The sequence below is a fragment of the Paenibacillus sp. FSL R5-0701 genome, assembly GCF_037973995.1.
In the GTDB taxonomy this organism is placed as follows: domain Bacteria; phylum Bacillota; class Bacilli; order Paenibacillales; family Paenibacillaceae; genus Paenibacillus.
Window position 1 is genome coordinate 305,511 of record NZ_CP150230.1, and the last position, 16,393, is coordinate 321,903.

Here is a 16,393-nt window from a genome sequence, read left to right on the forward strand (position 1 = left end):
CAGACTTCTAATTCTGCGGGGAGGTTGCGAAGATGACGACATCACAGGTCAGTCAAGCCCGAATCGAGCGTGTAACTACCCGGCGGGTGAAACGGAGATATGCCCACAATGGAGCAGCGCTTCTGTTCCTCGCCCCATGGCTTGTCGGATTGTTATTTCTAACCCTTGGTCCCATGCTGGTATCGTTATACATCTCGTTCACTGATTACAGTATCCTGGCCGCCCCTTCCTGGGTCGGTCTGGATAACTACACCACGATGTTTACATCGGATAAACTGTTTACCCAGTCGCTCAAAGTCACCTTCACGTATGTCGCTGTATCCGTACCGGTCAAGTTGATCTTTGCGCTGCTGGTAGCCATGTTGCTCAACAAAGGGATTCGAGGACTCGGTATTTACCGGACGGTGTATTACATCCCGACATTGCTTGGGGGTAGCGTGGCGATTGCGATGTTGTGGCGTAAAATGCTGGGTGGGGATGGGCTGCTCAATAGTGTCCTTGCCATGGTAGGTATTAAAGCTCCCGATTGGGTTGCGAATCCGAAGTATGCCCTGTACTCCATCGTCCTGTTATCCGTATGGCAGTTTGGATCGTCGATGATTATTTTTCTGGCTGGCCTGAAGCAGATTCCACCCGAGTATGATGAAGCCTCAGCGGTAGATGGTGCAGGTCCTCTTCGGAGATTCTTCTATATAACGTTGCCGATTCTGTCACCTGTCATCTTCTTCAATCTCGTGATGCAGCTGATTACATCGTTTCAATCGTTCACACAGGCTTTTGTTATCAGTAACGGTAGCGGAGGGCCAGTGAATTCAACCTTAATGTACTCTCTGTATCTGTACAAAAAAGGATTCTCATTCTTTCAGATGGGCTACGCTTCCGCGATGGCCTGGGTGCTGGTCATCCTGATTGGCGTATTTACATTGCTCGTATTCCGCAGCAGCAAGCTGTGGGTGCACTATGAGGATGGTGGGAAATCATGATTGGACAACGGAACTCTACAGCATGGGTCGTCGGCAAACATGTGTTGATCTCAGGCATCGCCTTTATCATGCTCTACCCGATCCTCTGGATGCTGGGCAGCTCATTCAAACCGGGACATATGATCTTTACAGAGACCTGGTTCTGGCCACAGGAATGGAATTGGCAAAATTATATGAATGGCTGGTCGGGAATTCAGGGTAATCCGTTCTCCCGGTTCCTAACTAACTCTGTCGTTCTATCGCTTGGAGCTGTGCTGGGGAATGTGATTTCCTGCTCTATGGCGGCGTATGCGTTCGCCCGACTGAATTTTCGTTTCAAAGCTATCTGTTTCGGCCTGATGCTCATGACAATCATGCTGCCCCATCATGTGACGCTGATCCCGCAGTATATCCTTTTCAACCACCTGGAGTGGGTGAATACGTATCTGCCGCTTGTCGTGCCCAAATGGTTGGCGACTGACGCCTTCTTCATTTTCCTCATGGTACAGTTCTTCCGGGGATTGCCTAAAGAGTTGGATGAGGCGGCCACCATCGATGGATGCGGTCCTGTGAAAATATACACCAAAATCATCATTCCACTTGCTTTCCCAGCGCTGGTTACCACGATGATCTTTACGTTCTTGTGGACATGGGACGACTTCTTCAGTCAGTTGATCTACCTGAGTGACGTGAGCAAATACACCGTGCCACTGGGTCTGCGTTTGTTCCTTGATTCCAGCTCTCAATCCGATTGGGGTCCGATGTTTGCCATGTCGGTGTTGTCGTTGGTGCCATGTTTCATTGTATTTATCGTGTGTCAAAAGTACTTCGTGGAAGGAATCGCGACCTCTGGGCTCAAAGGGTAATTCCAAGACGAAACGAGTTGATTTTTCCATGAGGAAAGGAAGATGGTCTTCATTTATTAATCAAAAGCTGCAACAAAGCAAGCTCTCCACGTTGATGGTGACTTGCTTTATTGCGTTTAACCTTCTGCTCGTCTCGGTTGTGGTCTGGCTGGCATATCAGTCTTTCTCCACGGTCACATTTGCCGAGATTAGCAAAGCACGTCTGGCACTTCTGAACGAAAGCACACGTCGGGGATTTGATTTTATCACAGGGGTAACTGGAACCGCTTATGCCTTGGCAAGCAATCGGGAACTGTCCAGTCTGCTCGAAACGGCTGATACGGGCAGGCTTGCACAGATTCACCAGCGGAGAGAGGTCTCTCGAATTCTGGAACATACCATGGTCGTGAGTGAAGGCATCACTTCCATTGAACTGTATACGGATGCCTTTAATGAAGTGACAGTGACTATGGCTGATCGCATATTTCCGGTGGACACCATCGCACATGACTCTTGGTTTGCTACGCTGGAAAAGGCTGATGCGGCTTGGGTTCCGCTGCGTGAGAACGAATCAGGCCAATCCCTGGTCGGATACGCCCAACGGATTTTCGACAGTCGTGGAGGGACGGTTGCCTATGTGCTCATTCGACTGAGCAGAGCGGACATCGTACGCAGGTTTGCCGATGTACCCATGGTGCTTGATGGAAAAGTCCTGTTGGTAGATACCGCTGGTAATGTCGTAATGCAGATGGGGAGAGTTGATCCAGCAGGGGAGAAGGAACGAGCGGATAGAAGAAATGAAGCGAGTACAGTACAGGAACCGGGTGGAGCTGTAAATTCATCTTCTTCTATTATAGATAGTGCATGGATTCAGGAACATGTCCAACCTGGTGCAGACGGATACGAAGTGGTTTCCGGCCAACCCGGAGGTGCTCAATTGGTGCTGTACTCCAGGCCGGCCATGCTTCAGTGGCGCCTTGTACAGACTATTCCGGTATATACACTGTTATCTCCGCTCAGACAAGCGGGCTGGCAGATCCTTGGCATCGCCGTACTTGGACTATTATGCTCGGCTGTGCTGGCGTACCTGTTTGTAAGGCAGATCATCCGGCCTTTACGACAATTGATCAAGCGAATGAGACAACTGGAGAAAGGGGACTTCGATACCCGGGTCCAACTCTCATTTACGGAGGAATATGCCCACTTGGCTTATGGCTTTAATCATATGGCTTCACAGCTCACGACGCTGATGGAACAGGTGAAGGATGAGAGCCGGGCCAAGCGTGAAGCCCAGACGGGCTTGCTTGAGGCCCAGATCAAACCCCATTTTTTATACAATACCCTCGACATGATCCACTGGCGCGCACTTGATTACGAAGCCAAGGATATCAGTCGCATGATTGTACAGCTCAGTAAGCTGTTACGGATCGGACTGAGTGGAGGGAGACTGTTTATACGGGTTCGTGATGAGTTGGAACATGCCCGTTGCTACGTTAACATCCAGTCAGAGCGGCTACCGTTCTCCATTCAATATCAGGAGCAGATCGATCCGCATATGCGCGGTTGTTACATTCCCAAAATCATTTTGCAGCCCTTCATCGAAAATGCCGTTATGCACGGGCACCCTGAAGAAGGCACACCTGAAGAAGGCACACTTCGAATTCAGGTGTATATGCGCGAAGAGGTTGGCCCGCATGAGGATATCGTCATTCGTATCACGGATAATGGGCGGGGTTTGCCGGAGGGGTGGAAACTCGAAGAGACGTGTGGCATCGGCGTACGGAATGTACATCAGCGCATTCAGCTTTATTGTGGGAAGAGATATGGTGTTCAACTGAGCGATAGAGAGTCAGGTGGCGTGGAAGTGACCATTACGCTCCCGCGTATTGAGACCGACGAGCAATTAAATCTATGGCTGGACGGTGAAAAATGATGAAGACCATTATGCTTGTTGATGACGATCCTCATATTGTAAAGGCATTAACAGATCATATCGATTGGCCTTCTCTGGGCCTCAGCATTGCAGGCACTGCTTCCAATGGCTTGGATGCGCTGGAGCTGTTTCACCGCATGCATCCAGATGTCGTTATGACTGACGTCTACCTGCCGGGGATGACTGGGCTTGAGATCACACAGACGTTACGACGTGATCATCCCCACCTGCCGATCATCATTCTTAGTGGATATGACGAATTCGAGAACGCCCGGGCAGCCATGCGCTGGGGTGTGAATCACTTTTTGCTGAAGCCGGCAGAGGTTGAGGAGATTGAGTCTGTGCTGCGGGAGGTGCTACTGGAACAAGATGTGCGAGAGCGGCATGAGCGGCTGGAGCAGACATACAAGCAGGAGGTCGGACGGGTACTTCCGTATTTGCGCAAACAATTTCTTCACGAACTGCTGACTACGCGATATCGGGCTGACGAGCTGCCTAAAGAACGCATGGACTATATAGGTATTCATATGTCCTCACAGACACGCGCCATTAGTCTGCAACTGAATCGCCCCGTATTTTTGACACGAATGAAAGAACGGGATTGGCAGCTTCTCCGCTATGGGGCGGCCGATATTATTCAGGAGACGGTGAAGGAGCAAGCGGCGCACCTAAATGGTCAGGTAGAGATTGTTGATTATTCGGATCAGGTATTTGTGTTGCTTCTATTAGGAGATAAAGATTATCTGGAGGAATGTCTGCCACTTGTAGAGCGCATGATCGATCAGATCTTTACGTATCTGAAAATTGAAGTGAGTGCTGGAATCGGAAGAGCCAAGAGTCACCCATGTGAGGTGATAGATTCCTATCTTGAGAGCAGGGAAGCGGTGGAAACAGCAGAGTTTCAAGGTGGGAGTCGTATCTACCATTATGAAGCATCAAAGGAAACAGAACCAAGTGTGACCGATTATTCATTATTGCTTCGTCAATGGAATGAGGCTTGGGCGGATATTCGACCTGACCTGGCGGAAGAGGTATGGCATCATATTTGCCTTTTGCTGAAAGAGGGGAAATGTGTTGGGATACAGGATGTACAGGTTGTGGCCGTCAGTCTGTTTGACACATTGATGCATAGCTGGAACCGACTTCATCCTATGCTAACGCCGCCGCTGGCGATGAGTGACTTTCTGCGTGAAATTCAATCGAAATATGCTTTGCATGATCTGGTAAACTGGATGGATCGTATTATCTGCGACTGGTTGGAACAGATACGCAAGGAGATGGGCGAGAAGAAAAGCAATAAACTTATCGAGCAGGTGAAACAGTATGTAGAGCTTCATTTCGCCGAAGAGATTAGTTTTGAAGCGATAGCCAAGGGGCTGTTTGTACATCCGAAGTATCTGAGTCAACTTTTCAAAAGGGTGACCGGTGAGAATTTCGTCAGTTATTTGAACGGGTACCGGATTCAGAGAGCGTTGGAACTGTTGCAGTCGGGACATTACATGGTATATGAGGTGAGCGAGATGACGGGGTTCCGGAATGCGACGTATTTCAGCCAGGTGTTCAAAATGCTTACGGGCAAGAGTCCGTCTGAGGTGGGGTAGGGCGATACAGGTACAGTAATTATACAGAGCGGAAGAGGAGATATGGTTCTTATGATGATCGATCGGCAGGAATATAACATTAAAGGCTTATCTTACTCCATTAGATCAGCAGAGGAAAAGGATGCTGAGGCCTTGTCTTTACTACGTGTACAAATCGATGGGGAAACCGAGAACATGGATCGTGAAGAGGGTGAGGCGTATATCGACGCAGCCGGGTTTAGGCAGATCATCCATTTGGACACTGAGAAGTCACGGAATCTGTTCCTTGTTGCTGTAGTGGCGGGCGAGATTGTGGGATACTCCCGATGTGAAGGTACAGAGTTGAAGCGCTTTTGCCATAAAGTTGAGTTCGGCGTGTGTGTAGCCCGAGAGTTCTGGGGACATGGGATTGGTAAGAACCTGCTGGAGAAGTCGATAGAATGGGCAGACCAGACTGGTGTAGAGAAGATTGCGTTGAACGTGCTGGCATCCAACGATAAGGCGATCGAGTTATATCAAAAGAGAGGCTTCGGGATCGAAGGCATTTTGAAAAGGGATCGGCGACACACGGATGGACAGTATCACGACACGATAGTGATGGGCAGGTTCAGAGACTAATAGTATAAAAAGTGAAAGTAAAATCTATATAAGCCCACAGGATATGGAGTTCTATTGTTAGATTTGATACCGACATAATAGATAGCAGCGTTATTTAGTAGAAGTATTATGTTTCTTATCTTATAGAACGAATGTAATGATGCTGAAGGAGACTGTTTACAACCTATATTGAGATAGATTAGACCAGTGAGTGTATATAGGGTATAGTAAAAGGATATTGCCATTGGAAAAAGAGATTATAAAGAAATTGAACTAGATATATAGTTGGCTTGGTAATGGGATATTTTACAAGTGGTAATTGTATTGTACATATGATATATTCTATATCCGGCCAAAAAACACGAGAAACAAAGTGTTGCAGGTGAAACAAATAAGCTTCGAAAGAAACTTAAAAAAAGAGCTTGCTAAGTTGGTTCGGAAGTGTTAAGATATAAAAGTTGCTGAGGAGAACAACGCTCGGTAACAAAATAAGTTTGATCTTTGAAAACTGAACAACGAGTGAGTAAACATTCTGCTTGCAGAATGAACGCGAAAGTTGAGACAAGCCTTGGCTTGAATTGACTGGAGCACAAATGAGATTTTTAATCTCGTCAGATTCAAAATGAGCTTATCGCTCTTTTCAATACTTTATTGGAGAGTTTGATCCTGGCTCAGGACGAACGCTGGCGGCATGCCTAATACATGCAAGTCGAGCGGAGTTGATAGGAAGCTTGCTTCCTTGATACTTAGCGGCGGACGGGTGAGTAACACGTAGGCAACCTGCCCTCAAGTTTGGGACAACTACCGGAAACGGTAGCTAATACCGAATAGTTGTTTTCTTCGCCTGAAGGAAACTGGAAAGACGGAGCAATCTGTCACTTGGGGATGGGCCTGCGGCGCATTAGCTAGTTGGTGGGGTAACGGCTCACCAAGGCGACGATGCGTAGCCGACCTGAGAGGGTGATCGGCCACACTGGGACTGAGACACGGCCCAGACTCCTACGGGAGGCAGCAGTAGGGAATCTTCCGCAATGGGCGAAAGCCTGACGGAGCAATGCCGCGTGAGTGATGAAGGTTTTCGGATCGTAAAGCTCTGTTGCCAGGGAAGAACGCTTGGGAGAGTAACTGCTCTCAAGGTGACGGTACCTGAGAAGAAAGCCCCGGCTAACTACGTGCCAGCAGCCGCGGTAATACGTAGGGGGCAAGCGTTGTCCGGAATTATTGGGCGTAAAGCGCGCGCAGGCGGTCATTTAAGTCTGGTGTTTAATCCCGGGGCTCAACCCCGGATCGCACTGGAAACTGGGTGACTTGAGTGCAGAAGAGGAGAGTGGAATTCCACGTGTAGCGGTGAAATGCGTAGATATGTGGAGGAACACCAGTGGCGAAGGCGACTCTCTGGGCTGTAACTGACGCTGAGGCGCGAAAGCGTGGGGAGCAAACAGGATTAGATACCCTGGTAGTCCACGCCGTAAACGATGAGTGCTAGGTGTTAGGGGTTTCGATACCCTTGGTGCCGAAGTTAACACATTAAGCACTCCGCCTGGGGAGTACGGTCGCAAGACTGAAACTCAAAGGAATTGACGGGGACCCGCACAAGCAGTGGAGTATGTGGTTTAATTCGAAGCAACGCGAAGAACCTTACCAGGTCTTGACATCCCTCTGATCGATGCAGAGATGTATCTTTCCTTCGGGACAGAGGAGACAGGTGGTGCATGGTTGTCGTCAGCTCGTGTCGTGAGATGTTGGGTTAAGTCCCGCAACGAGCGCAACCCTTATATTTAGTTGCCAGCACTTCGGGTGGGCACTCTAGATAGACTGCCGGTGACAAACCGGAGGAAGGTGGGGATGACGTCAAATCATCATGCCCCTTATGACCTGGGCTACACACGTACTACAATGGCCGGTACAACGGGCTGCGAAATCGCGAGATGGAGCCAATCCCAACAAAGCCGGTCTCAGTTCGGATTGCAGGCTGCAACTCGCCTGCATGAAGTCGGAATTGCTAGTAATCGCGGATCAGCATGCCGCGGTGAATACGTTCCCGGGTCTTGTACACACCGCCCGTCACACCACGAGAGTTTATAACACCCGAAGTCGGTGGGGTAACCGCAAGGAGCCAGCCGCCGAAGGTGGGATAGATGATTGGGGTGAAGTCGTAACAAGGTAGCCGTATCGGAAGGTGCGGCTGGATCACCTCCTTTCTATGGAGAATCGTTTCCCGAGTGGAAACATTCAAATACGCAGCTTAGCTGCAAAACACTCACTCGTTGCTCAGTTTTGAGAGCTCAAACTCTCAAACAGCTTGCTTTTGCATGGAGCTTGTTCTTTGAAAACTAGATATCGAAACGAAACAAACGCGAATTAGAACATTCCTTTTTAGCTGAACTTGTGTTAAACAAGTTTAAATAAAAACGGTAGTTAAATTGCTTTTGTGATGGTATTGAATGGGAGTGACTTTTGGCTTTGCGCAAGCAAAACAAGGGAAGCGAGCAGTCAAAACCGGAACAAAATGGTTAAGCTACTAAGAGCACACGGAGGATGCCTAGGCGCTAGGAGCCGATGAAGGACGTGGCGAACAACGAAACTGCCTCGGGGAGCTGTAAGCAAGCTTTGATCCGGGGGTGTCCGAATGGGGAAACCCAGCTGGGGTAATTTCCAGTTACTCATAACTGAATACATAGGTTATGTAGAGGCATACCAGGGGAACTGAAACATCTAAGTACCCTGAGGAAGAGAAAACAATAGTGATTCCGTCAGTAGCGGCGAGCGAACGCGGAGAAGCCCAAACCAAAGAGCTTGCTCTTTGGGGTTGTGGGACGTCTCACATGGAGTTACAAAGGAACCGGTTAAGCGAAGAGGTCTGGAAAGGCCCGCCAAAGAAGGTAAAAGCCCTGTAGTTGAAAGTCTGTTCCCTCCGAGACGGATCCCGAGTAGTGCGGGGCACGTGAAACCCCGTATGAATCCGGCAGGACCATCTGCCAAGGCTAAATACTTCCTAGCGACCGATAGTGAAGCAGTACCGTGAGGGAAAGGTGAAAAGCACCCCGGAAGGGGAGTGAAATAGAACCTGAAACCGTGTGCTTACAAAAAGTCAGAGCCCGTTTTAGGGGTGATGGCGTGCCTTTTGTAGAATGAACCGGCGAGTTACGTTCCCGTGCAAGGTTAAGGTGAAGAGCCGGAGCCGCAGCGAAAGCGAGTCTGAATAGGGCGACTTAGTACGTGGACGTAGACCCGAAACCGGGTGATCTACCCCTGTCCAGGGTGAAGGTGCGGTAACACGCACTGGAGGCCCGAACCCACGCATGTTGAAAAATGCGGGGATGAGGTGGGGGTAGCGGAGAAATTCCAATCGAACTCGGAGATAGCTGGTTCTCCCCGAAATAGCTTTAGGGCTAGCCTCGGAAAACAGAGTCGTGGAGGTAGAGCACTGATTGGGTGCGGGGCCCGCAAGGGTTACCAAGCTCAGTCAAACTCCGAATGCCATAGACTTACTTCCGGGAGTCAGACAGTGAGTGCTAAGATCCATTGTCAAAAGGGAAACAGCCCAGACCATCAGCTAAGGTCCCCAAGTGTGTGTTAAGTGGGAAAGGATGTGGAGTTGCACAGACAACCAGGATGTTGGCTTAGAAGCAGCCATCATTGAAAGAGTGCGTAATAGCTCACTGGTCGAGTGACTCTGCGCCGAAAATGTAACGGGGCTAAACACACCACCGAAGCTATGGCTTGATGCTTTGCATCAGGGGTAGGGGAGCGTTGTATAAGGGTTGAAGGTGTACCGTAAGGAGCGCTGGACATTATACAAGTGAGAATGCCGGTATGAGTAACGAAAAGATCAGTGAGAATCTGATCCGCCGAAAGCCTAAGGGTTCCTGAGGAAGGCTCGTCCGCTCAGGGTAAGTCGGGACCTAAGGCGAGGCCGAAAGGCGTAGTCGAAGGACAACAGGTCGAAATTCCTGTACCACCGTAAGCCGTTATGAGCAATGGGGGGACGCAGTAGGGTAGTGACGCGGACTGATGGATGTCCGTCTAAGCAGTGAGGCTGATGTGTAGGCAAATCCGCACATTGTAAGGCTGAGCTGTGATGGGGAGCGAAAATTGTAGTAGCGAAGGTCATGATCTCACACTGCCAAGAAAAGCCTCTAGCCAGGTGATGGTGCCCGTACCGCAAACCGACACAGGTAGGCGAGAAGAGTATTCTAAGGCGCGCGGAAGAACTCTCGTTAAGGAACTCGGCAAAATGACCCCGTAACTTCGGGAGAAGGGGTGCCCCGGTAGTGTGAATAGCACGAGGGGGCCGCAGTGAAAAGGCCCAAGCGACTGTTTAGCAAAAACACAGGTCTGTGCGAAGCCGTAAGGCGAAGTATACGGGCTGACGCCTGCCCGGTGCTGGAAGGTTAAGGGGAGTGGTTAGGGAGTAATCCCGAAGCTGTGAACCGAAGCCCCAGTAAACGGCGGCCGTAACTATAACGGTCCTAAGGTAGCGAAATTCCTTGTCAGGTAAATTCTGACCCGCACGAATGGCGTAACGACTTGGGCGCTGTCTCAACGAGAGATCCGGTGAAATTTTAATACCTGTGAAGATGCAGGTTACCCGCGACAAGACGGAAAGACCCCATGGAGCTTTACTGCAGCTTGATATTGAATTTGGGTACGATCTGTACAGGATAGGTGGGAGCCTTTGAAGCATGAGCGCCAGCTTGTGTGGAGGCAACGTTGGGATACCACCCTGATCGTATCTAGGTTCTAACCTGGTACCGTAATCCGGTGCGGGGACAGTGTCAGGTGGGCAGTTTGACTGGGGCGGTCGCCTCCTAAAGAGTAACGGAGGCGCCCAAAGGTTCCCTCAGAATGGTTGGAAATCATTCGAAGAGTGCAAAGGCATAAGGGAGCTTGACTGCGAGACCTACAAGTCGAGCAGGGACGAAAGTCGGGCTTAGTGATCCGGTGGTACCGCATGGAAGGGCCATCGCTCAACGGATAAAAGCTACCCTGGGGATAACAGGCTTATCTCCCCCAAGAGTCCACATCGACGGGGAGGTTTGGCACCTCGATGTCGGCTCATCGCATCCTGGGGCTGAAGTAGGTCCCAAGGGTTGGGCTGTTCGCCCATTAAAGCGGTACGCGAGCTGGGTTCAGAACGTCGTGAGACAGTTCGGTCCCTATCTGTCGTGGGCGTAGGAAATTTGAGAGGAGCTGTCCTTAGTACGAGAGGACCGGGATGGACGTACCGCTGGTGTACCAGTTGTTCCGCCAGGAGCACCGCTGGGTAGCTATGTACGGACGGGATAAACGCTGAAAGCATCTAAGCGTGAAGCCCCCCTCAAGATGAGATTTCCCAGTATGTAAGACCCCTTGAAGACGACGAGGTAGATAGGCTGGGGGTGGAAGTGCAGCAATGCATGGAGCTGACCAGTACTAATCGGTCGAGGGCTTATCCAATAGCAAGTGATAATTCGCATGTTTCGTTTCGAATCTAGTTTTCAGAGAACGATCTCTGAAATGTAAGCTACGCGTTTGGTGGCGATGGCGGAGGGGTTCCACACGTACCCATCCCGAACACGACCGTTAAGCCCTCTAGCGCCGATGGTACTTGGACCGCAGGGTCCTGGGAGAGTAGGATGCCGCCAAGCGAAACCCCATTGGGGTATTTTTTTTCGAAAATTGATAAGGGCCCTTAGCTCAGTTGGTTAGAGCGCACCTCTGATAAGGGTGAGGCCGGTGGTTCGAGTCCACCAGGGCCCATAGCAAGACCACAACAAGAAATACACCAGAGTATGGGGCCATAGCTCAGCTGGGAGAGCGCCTGCCTTGCAAGCAGGAGGTCAGCGGTTCGATCCCGCTTGGCTCCACCATTCCCTGATAGCTCAGTTGGTAGAGCACTCGACTGTTAATCGAGTTGTCACAGGTTCGAGCCCTGTTCGGGGAGCCAGTAAGGCCCGTTGGTCAAGGGGTTAAGACACCTCCCTTTCACGGAGGTAACAGGGGTTCGAATCCCCTACGGGTCATAATATGGAGGCTTAGCTCAGCTGGGAGAGCATCTGCCTTACAAGCAGAGGGTCGGGGGTTCGATCCCCTCAGCCTCCACCATATAAACTTTATAACGACGCGGGGTGGAGCAGCCCGGTAGCTCGTCGGGCTCATAACCCGAAGGCCGCAGGTTCAAATCCTGCCCCCGCAATTATACTTTCCTTTGAGAAAGTGATCTGGAACCGTGGTGTAGTTGGCCTAACATGCCTGCCTGTCACGCAGGAGATCGCGGGTTCGAATCCCGTCGGTTCCGCCATTTTTTAATGTAGTAAGGCTCGGTAGCTCAGTCGGTAGAGCAGAGGACTGAAAATCCTCGTGTCGGCGGTTCGATTCCGTCCCGAGCCACCATTTATAACACTATGTAATACGCCGGTGTAGCTCAACTGGTAGAGCAACTGACTTGTAATCAGTAGGTTGGGGGTTCAAGTCCTCTCGCCGGCACCATGTAATCCTGGAGGATTAGCGAAGCGGCCAAACGCATCAGACTGTAAATCTGCTCCCGTACGGGTTCGGTGGTTCGAATCCATCATCCTCCACCAGTTTTTCTATGAGTCATTAGCTCAGTTGGTAGAGCACCTGACTTTTAATCAGGGTGTCGAAGGTTCGAGCCCTTCATGACTCACCATTATATGCGCGTGTGGCGGAATTGGCAGACGCACTAGACTTAGGATCTAGCGTCTTTGACGTGGGGGTTCAAGTCCCTCCACGCGCATCCCTTATTTGCGGAAGTGGCTCAGCGGTAGAGCATCGCCTTGCCAAGGCGAGGGTCGCGGGTTCGATTCCCGTCTTCCGCTCCAATATTTTGCGCCCTTAGCTCAGCTGGATAGAGCGTTTGACTACGAATCAAAAGGCCGGGAGTTCGAATCTCTCAGGGCGCGCCATTATAACTTCATATTTTGCCGGCGTGGCGGAATGGCAGACGCGCTCGACTCAAAATCGAGTGGGAAACCGTGGAGGTTCGAGTCCTCTCGCCGGTATAGATAACGGGATGTAGCTCAGCTTGGTAGAGCACCTGGTTTGGGACCAGGGGGTCGCATGTTCAAATCGTGTCATCCCGATTGTTGTTATGCGGGTGTAGTTCAATGGTAGAACTTTAGCCTTCCAAGCTAATAGCGTGGGTTCGATTCCCATCACCCGCTTAAATATTGATAAGAAAGAGATGGTATTCACCGTCTCTTTCTTTTTTTTGCATTCACAGGCATATTGATCATAATTGTATACAAAGATCACGGATTATATGGCTGATTAGCATGTACCAGCATGTATCCCATCCTCATGATATATTTCCCCCCCTTTTAAGTCTGTTCTTAGTCATTATGGAAGTGTTCAAACAGAGAAGGTCTAGTGCATGTTCGAACACAAGAATATCTTTCCTTTACCGCATTTCATAAAAACGCTTACAAAAATAGCTTGCGTAAATCATTAACCTGTAATACCATATCAATTAAGCGCTTAACCTTTAGGGGTAAGGCGCTTAAACTTAACGTAGATTAAGCGCTTAACCCGTAAAGGAAAGGACGGCGATCAATTCATGAAAACAATTCGACTGACGATGGCTCAGGCACTGCTTCGATACCTGGATCAGCAATATATCTCGGTTGACGGGGTGGAAACCAAGTTTGTGAAGGGAATCATCGGTATTTTTGGACATGGCAATGTAACAGGCATTGGAGAAGCGCTAGAGCGCAGCCCGGGAAGCCTGACGTATATGCAAGGCAAGAACGAACAAGGCATGGTGCATACGGCAGCGGCTTATGCCAAGCAGAAGAATCGTAGACAGATCTATGCATGTACAACATCGATTGGACCTGGTGCTTTGAATATGATTACAGCCGCAGCTACTGCAACGGTGAACCGGATTCCGGTTTTATTGCTTCCTGGAGATAACTTTGCTACACGGGAACCGGACCCGGTACTTCAGCAGTTGGAAGTGAGCAGTGATTATACAATCTCAGCCACTGATCCATTCAAAGCCGTCAGCAAGTACTGGGATCGCATTGTTCGTCCCGAACAGTTGATGATTGCTGTTACACAGGCCATGCGTGTGCTAACCGATCCAGCAGAGACGGGAGCAGTAACGCTCGCACTGCCGCAGGATGTGCAGGCAGAGGCATACGATTATCCAGAATCGTTCTTTGCCCGCAAAGTACATTATCTGGATCGTCGCCCCCCGGTACAGGCAGCCATTGAGCGGGCAACGGAGCAGATTGCCCGAGGCAGTAAGCCGCTGCTCGTTGCAGGCGGCGGTGTGTTGTACTCTGAGGCGTCCGCCCAGCTCGTGGAGTTCGCCGAGGCATTTGGTATTCCGATCGCCGAGACGCAGGCGGGCAAAAGCGCAGTTTCTTGGGACCACACACTGAATGTGGGGGCCATCGGGGTTACCGGCTCTCTGGCAGCCAATAGGCTGGCGAGAGAAGCGGATGTGGTGATCGGCGTCGGTACTCGTTTCTCCGATTTTACGACGGCGTCCCGCTCTGCTTTTCAACATCCAGAAGTGTCATTCATCAACATTAACCTGAACGGCATGGATGCCGCCAAGTTAGGCGGGGAAGCCATTCTGGCAGATGCACGCGAAGGATTGCAGGCTTTGCAGAAGGAATTGCAGGAAAGACAATACCGATGTGCATATGGCGCATCCGAAATCGCTGATCTCCGGGCTGAGTGGAATGCAGAAGTGGATCGGCTGTATGCAGCTCAACATGAAGCAGGGCTGGCACAGACTACAGCAGTTGGTATCGTTAACCGGACCATTGATCCATCCTCCGTTATTGTGTGTGCGGCGGGCAGTCTGCCAGGTGATCTGCATCGTCTGTGGCGTGCGGCTGAACCAAAGACGTATCACATGGAGTATGGGTTCTCCTGTATGGGGTACGAGGTAAGTGGAGCGTTCGGAGCAGCACTTGCGGAGCCGGATCGGGAAGTGTATGCCATGGTCGGTGATGGCAGTTATCTGATGCTGCATTCGGAGTTTGTGACCAGTCTGCAGGAACAGAAGAAGATGACTGTTCTATTATTCAACAACAATGGATTCCAGTGTATTCATAATTTGCAGCGGGAACATGGTAGTGACGGATTCGGCAATGAGTTCCGTTATCGGGAATCCGAGAGTGGACGACTGACCGGGGATTACATGCCAATGGACTTTGCTGCACACGCCCGAAGTATGGGAGCCAAATCCTATAGAGCGGAGACAGCAGAACAGCTGGAACAGGCACTCCGAGATGCGAAGAACGAAACAGTGAGTACGTTGATTGAGATTCCGGTCGTGCCTGGAACCAACGCAGGTGGATACGAGTCATGGTGGAATGTGGGTGTACCTGAGGTATCTGCCGAAGAGAAGGTAGTTCATGCTCATCACACCATGCAAGCCAACCGTGCCAAAGCAAGACCGATTTAATCCGGTTTAATATAGTGAACAACAATGTTGAACGACAAAGGAGACGTGGAGCAATGAGCAAGCTGCCATTCCAGCTTGGGATTCATCCCATCAATTGGGTCGGTGAAGATGTGAAGGAGCATGGTGATGCGACAACGTGTGCACAGATTCTGGATGACATTCAGCGTCTTGGGCTGACAGGTACAGAAATGGGACGTAAATATCCGACCGACCCTGCTATATTGCGTGAGGAATTGAGTAAAAGGAATATCAAGCTGGTCTCCCAGTGGAAATCGGTACTTCTCTCCGATCCGGCGTATCGTCAGTCGGAGCTGGACAGTTATCGCAGACATGCGGAATTTCTGCAATCCATGGGCAGTAAGGTGATTAGTACGGCGGAGGTAGGTGGGTCACTTCATTTTGATCCAAGACGGACACCGAATGAAAAAGAAGTCCTCAGACTCAGCGAATCTGAATGGCATATCCTCGCTGAAGGGTTGAACGAAGCAGGAGCTATTGCCCGCGAACACGGATTGAAGCTCACATACCATCATCATGGAGGCACAGTGGTAGAGCAACCGGATGAGATTGATCGACTGATGGAGCTGACCGATCCTTCTCTCGTCTATCTGCTCTATGACACAGGTCATGCCTACTATGGCGGAGCTGATCCGTTTGAACTGCTACGTAAACATTATGATCGGATCGCTTATATCCATCTGAAAGATATCCGCCCGCATGTGCTGGATGAAGCACGCGCGGAGCAGTCTGACTTTGTCGGCTGTATTCGTAGAGGGGTGTTCACTGTACCAGGGGATGGATGCATTGATTTTGCCCCAATTCTGCAAGAACTGATCACACGAGGGTACGATGGCTGGGCGATGCTTGAAGGAGAGCAGGACCCTGCGATTCATAACCCATATGAGTATGCGAAGCGATCTTTGAACTATATGGAGTCGTTATATCAACACAGCTGATTCGTTTAGCATTGCAGCGGTCAGATGCCGCACCTATGAAGCGAAAAAGGAAGAAGGCCAGCAAGAGTATAACGTTACGATTGGGAAATAAAACTG

General features: G+C 50.3%; 7 protein-coding genes, 17 tRNA genes and 3 rRNA genes. All 27 read left to right on the forward strand.

Annotation, left to right across the window (positions count from 1 at the left end; all coding sequences use genetic code 11):
- Positions 1-32: 32 nt before the first annotated feature.
- The 27 genes from MKZ13_RS01385 to iolE all read left to right on the forward strand — a co-directional run bounded on the left by MKZ13_RS01385 (position 33) and on the right by iolE (position 16,297).
- Positions 33-983: a sugar ABC transporter permease gene (locus MKZ13_RS01385; RefSeq protein WP_036616398.1), complete on the forward strand. Its 951-nt coding sequence runs from the start codon at positions 33-35 to the stop codon at positions 981-983.
- A complete protein-coding gene (locus MKZ13_RS01390) occupies positions 980-1,828 on the forward strand; it encodes a carbohydrate ABC transporter permease (protein WP_339181273.1) in 849 nt (282 codons plus the stop codon). Before MKZ13_RS01385 ends, MKZ13_RS01390 begins: the two co-directional genes overlap by 4 nt.
- Before the next feature lie 28 nt (positions 1,829-1,856).
- The gene (locus MKZ13_RS01395) at positions 1,857-3,740 is read left to right on the forward strand and encodes a sensor histidine kinase (protein WP_339181276.1); all 1,884 of its coding nucleotides are present in this window, start codon (positions 1,857-1,859) and stop codon (positions 3,738-3,740) included.
- Positions 3,737-5,341 carry a response regulator gene (locus MKZ13_RS01400; protein ID WP_339181279.1) on the forward strand — a complete coding sequence of 535 codons (1,605 nt, stop codon included), beginning with the start codon at positions 3,737-3,739 and terminating at the stop codon, positions 5,339-5,341. The genes MKZ13_RS01395 and MKZ13_RS01400 overlap by 4 nt, the downstream gene beginning before the upstream one ends.
- Before the next feature lie 51 nt (positions 5,342-5,392).
- The gene (locus MKZ13_RS01405) at positions 5,393-5,938 is read left to right on the forward strand and encodes a GNAT family N-acetyltransferase (protein ID WP_339181281.1); all 546 of its coding nucleotides are present in this window, start codon (positions 5,393-5,395) and stop codon (positions 5,936-5,938) included.
- A gap of 627 nt (positions 5,939-6,565) precedes the next feature.
- A 16S ribosomal RNA gene (locus MKZ13_RS01410) occupies positions 6,566-8,118 on the forward strand.
- 310 nt (positions 8,119-8,428) lie between these two features.
- A 23S ribosomal RNA gene (locus tag MKZ13_RS01415) occupies positions 8,429-11,356 on the forward strand.
- 74 nt (positions 11,357-11,430) lie between these two features.
- A 5S ribosomal RNA gene (rrf, locus tag MKZ13_RS01420) occupies positions 11,431-11,547 on the forward strand.
- The 16S, 23S and 5S rRNA genes sit together here with 17 tRNA genes alongside, the layout of an rRNA operon.
- Positions 11,548-11,585: 38 nt before the next feature.
- A tRNA-Ile gene (locus MKZ13_RS01425) sits at positions 11,586-11,659 on the forward strand.
- Positions 11,660-11,693: 34 nt separating this feature from the next.
- Positions 11,694-11,769, forward strand: a tRNA-Ala gene (locus tag MKZ13_RS01430).
- A gap of 1 nt (position 11,770) precedes the next feature.
- Positions 11,771-11,846: transfer RNA gene (locus MKZ13_RS01435), tRNA-Asn, on the forward strand.
- 4 nt (positions 11,847-11,850) lie between these two features.
- A tRNA-Glu gene (locus tag MKZ13_RS01440) sits at positions 11,851-11,922 on the forward strand.
- Positions 11,923-11,928: 6 nt separating this feature from the next.
- Positions 11,929-12,004: transfer RNA gene (locus tag MKZ13_RS01445), tRNA-Val, on the forward strand.
- Positions 12,005-12,021: 17 nt separating this feature from the next.
- Positions 12,022-12,095: transfer RNA gene (locus tag MKZ13_RS01450), tRNA-Met, on the forward strand.
- 27 nt (positions 12,096-12,122) lie between these two features.
- Positions 12,123-12,200: transfer RNA gene (locus tag MKZ13_RS01455), tRNA-Asp, on the forward strand.
- Between the two features lie 16 nt (positions 12,201-12,216).
- Positions 12,217-12,292 (forward strand) — tRNA-Phe (locus tag MKZ13_RS01460).
- A 20-nt stretch (positions 12,293-12,312) separates the two neighbouring features.
- Positions 12,313-12,388: transfer RNA gene (locus MKZ13_RS01465), tRNA-Thr, on the forward strand.
- A 9-nt stretch (positions 12,389-12,397) separates the two neighbouring features.
- Positions 12,398-12,483: transfer RNA gene (locus MKZ13_RS01470), tRNA-Tyr, on the forward strand.
- A gap of 10 nt (positions 12,484-12,493) precedes the next feature.
- Positions 12,494-12,569 (forward strand) — tRNA-Lys (locus tag MKZ13_RS01475).
- A 6-nt stretch (positions 12,570-12,575) separates the two neighbouring features.
- Positions 12,576-12,656, forward strand: a tRNA-Leu gene (locus MKZ13_RS01480).
- A gap of 10 nt (positions 12,657-12,666) precedes the next feature.
- Positions 12,667-12,741, forward strand: a tRNA-Gly gene (locus MKZ13_RS01485).
- A 7-nt stretch (positions 12,742-12,748) separates the two neighbouring features.
- Positions 12,749-12,825, forward strand: a tRNA-Arg gene (locus tag MKZ13_RS01490).
- A gap of 17 nt (positions 12,826-12,842) precedes the next feature.
- Positions 12,843-12,921: transfer RNA gene (locus MKZ13_RS01495), tRNA-Leu, on the forward strand.
- A gap of 7 nt (positions 12,922-12,928) precedes the next feature.
- A tRNA-Pro gene (locus tag MKZ13_RS01500) sits at positions 12,929-13,002 on the forward strand.
- A gap of 10 nt (positions 13,003-13,012) precedes the next feature.
- Positions 13,013-13,083: transfer RNA gene (locus MKZ13_RS01505), tRNA-Gly, on the forward strand.
- Between the two features lie 392 nt (positions 13,084-13,475).
- Entirely contained in the window at positions 13,476-15,341 is a 1,866-nt protein-coding gene (iolD, locus tag MKZ13_RS01510) for a 3D-(3,5/4)-trihydroxycyclohexane-1,2-dione acylhydrolase (decyclizing) (protein ID WP_339181283.1), read from the forward strand.
- Between the two features lie 53 nt (positions 15,342-15,394).
- Positions 15,395-16,297 (forward strand): myo-inosose-2 dehydratase, encoded by a 903-nt coding sequence (gene iolE / locus MKZ13_RS01515; protein ID WP_339181284.1) that lies wholly within the window; start codon positions 15,395-15,397, stop codon positions 16,295-16,297.
- Positions 16,298-16,393 lie beyond the last annotated feature (96 nt).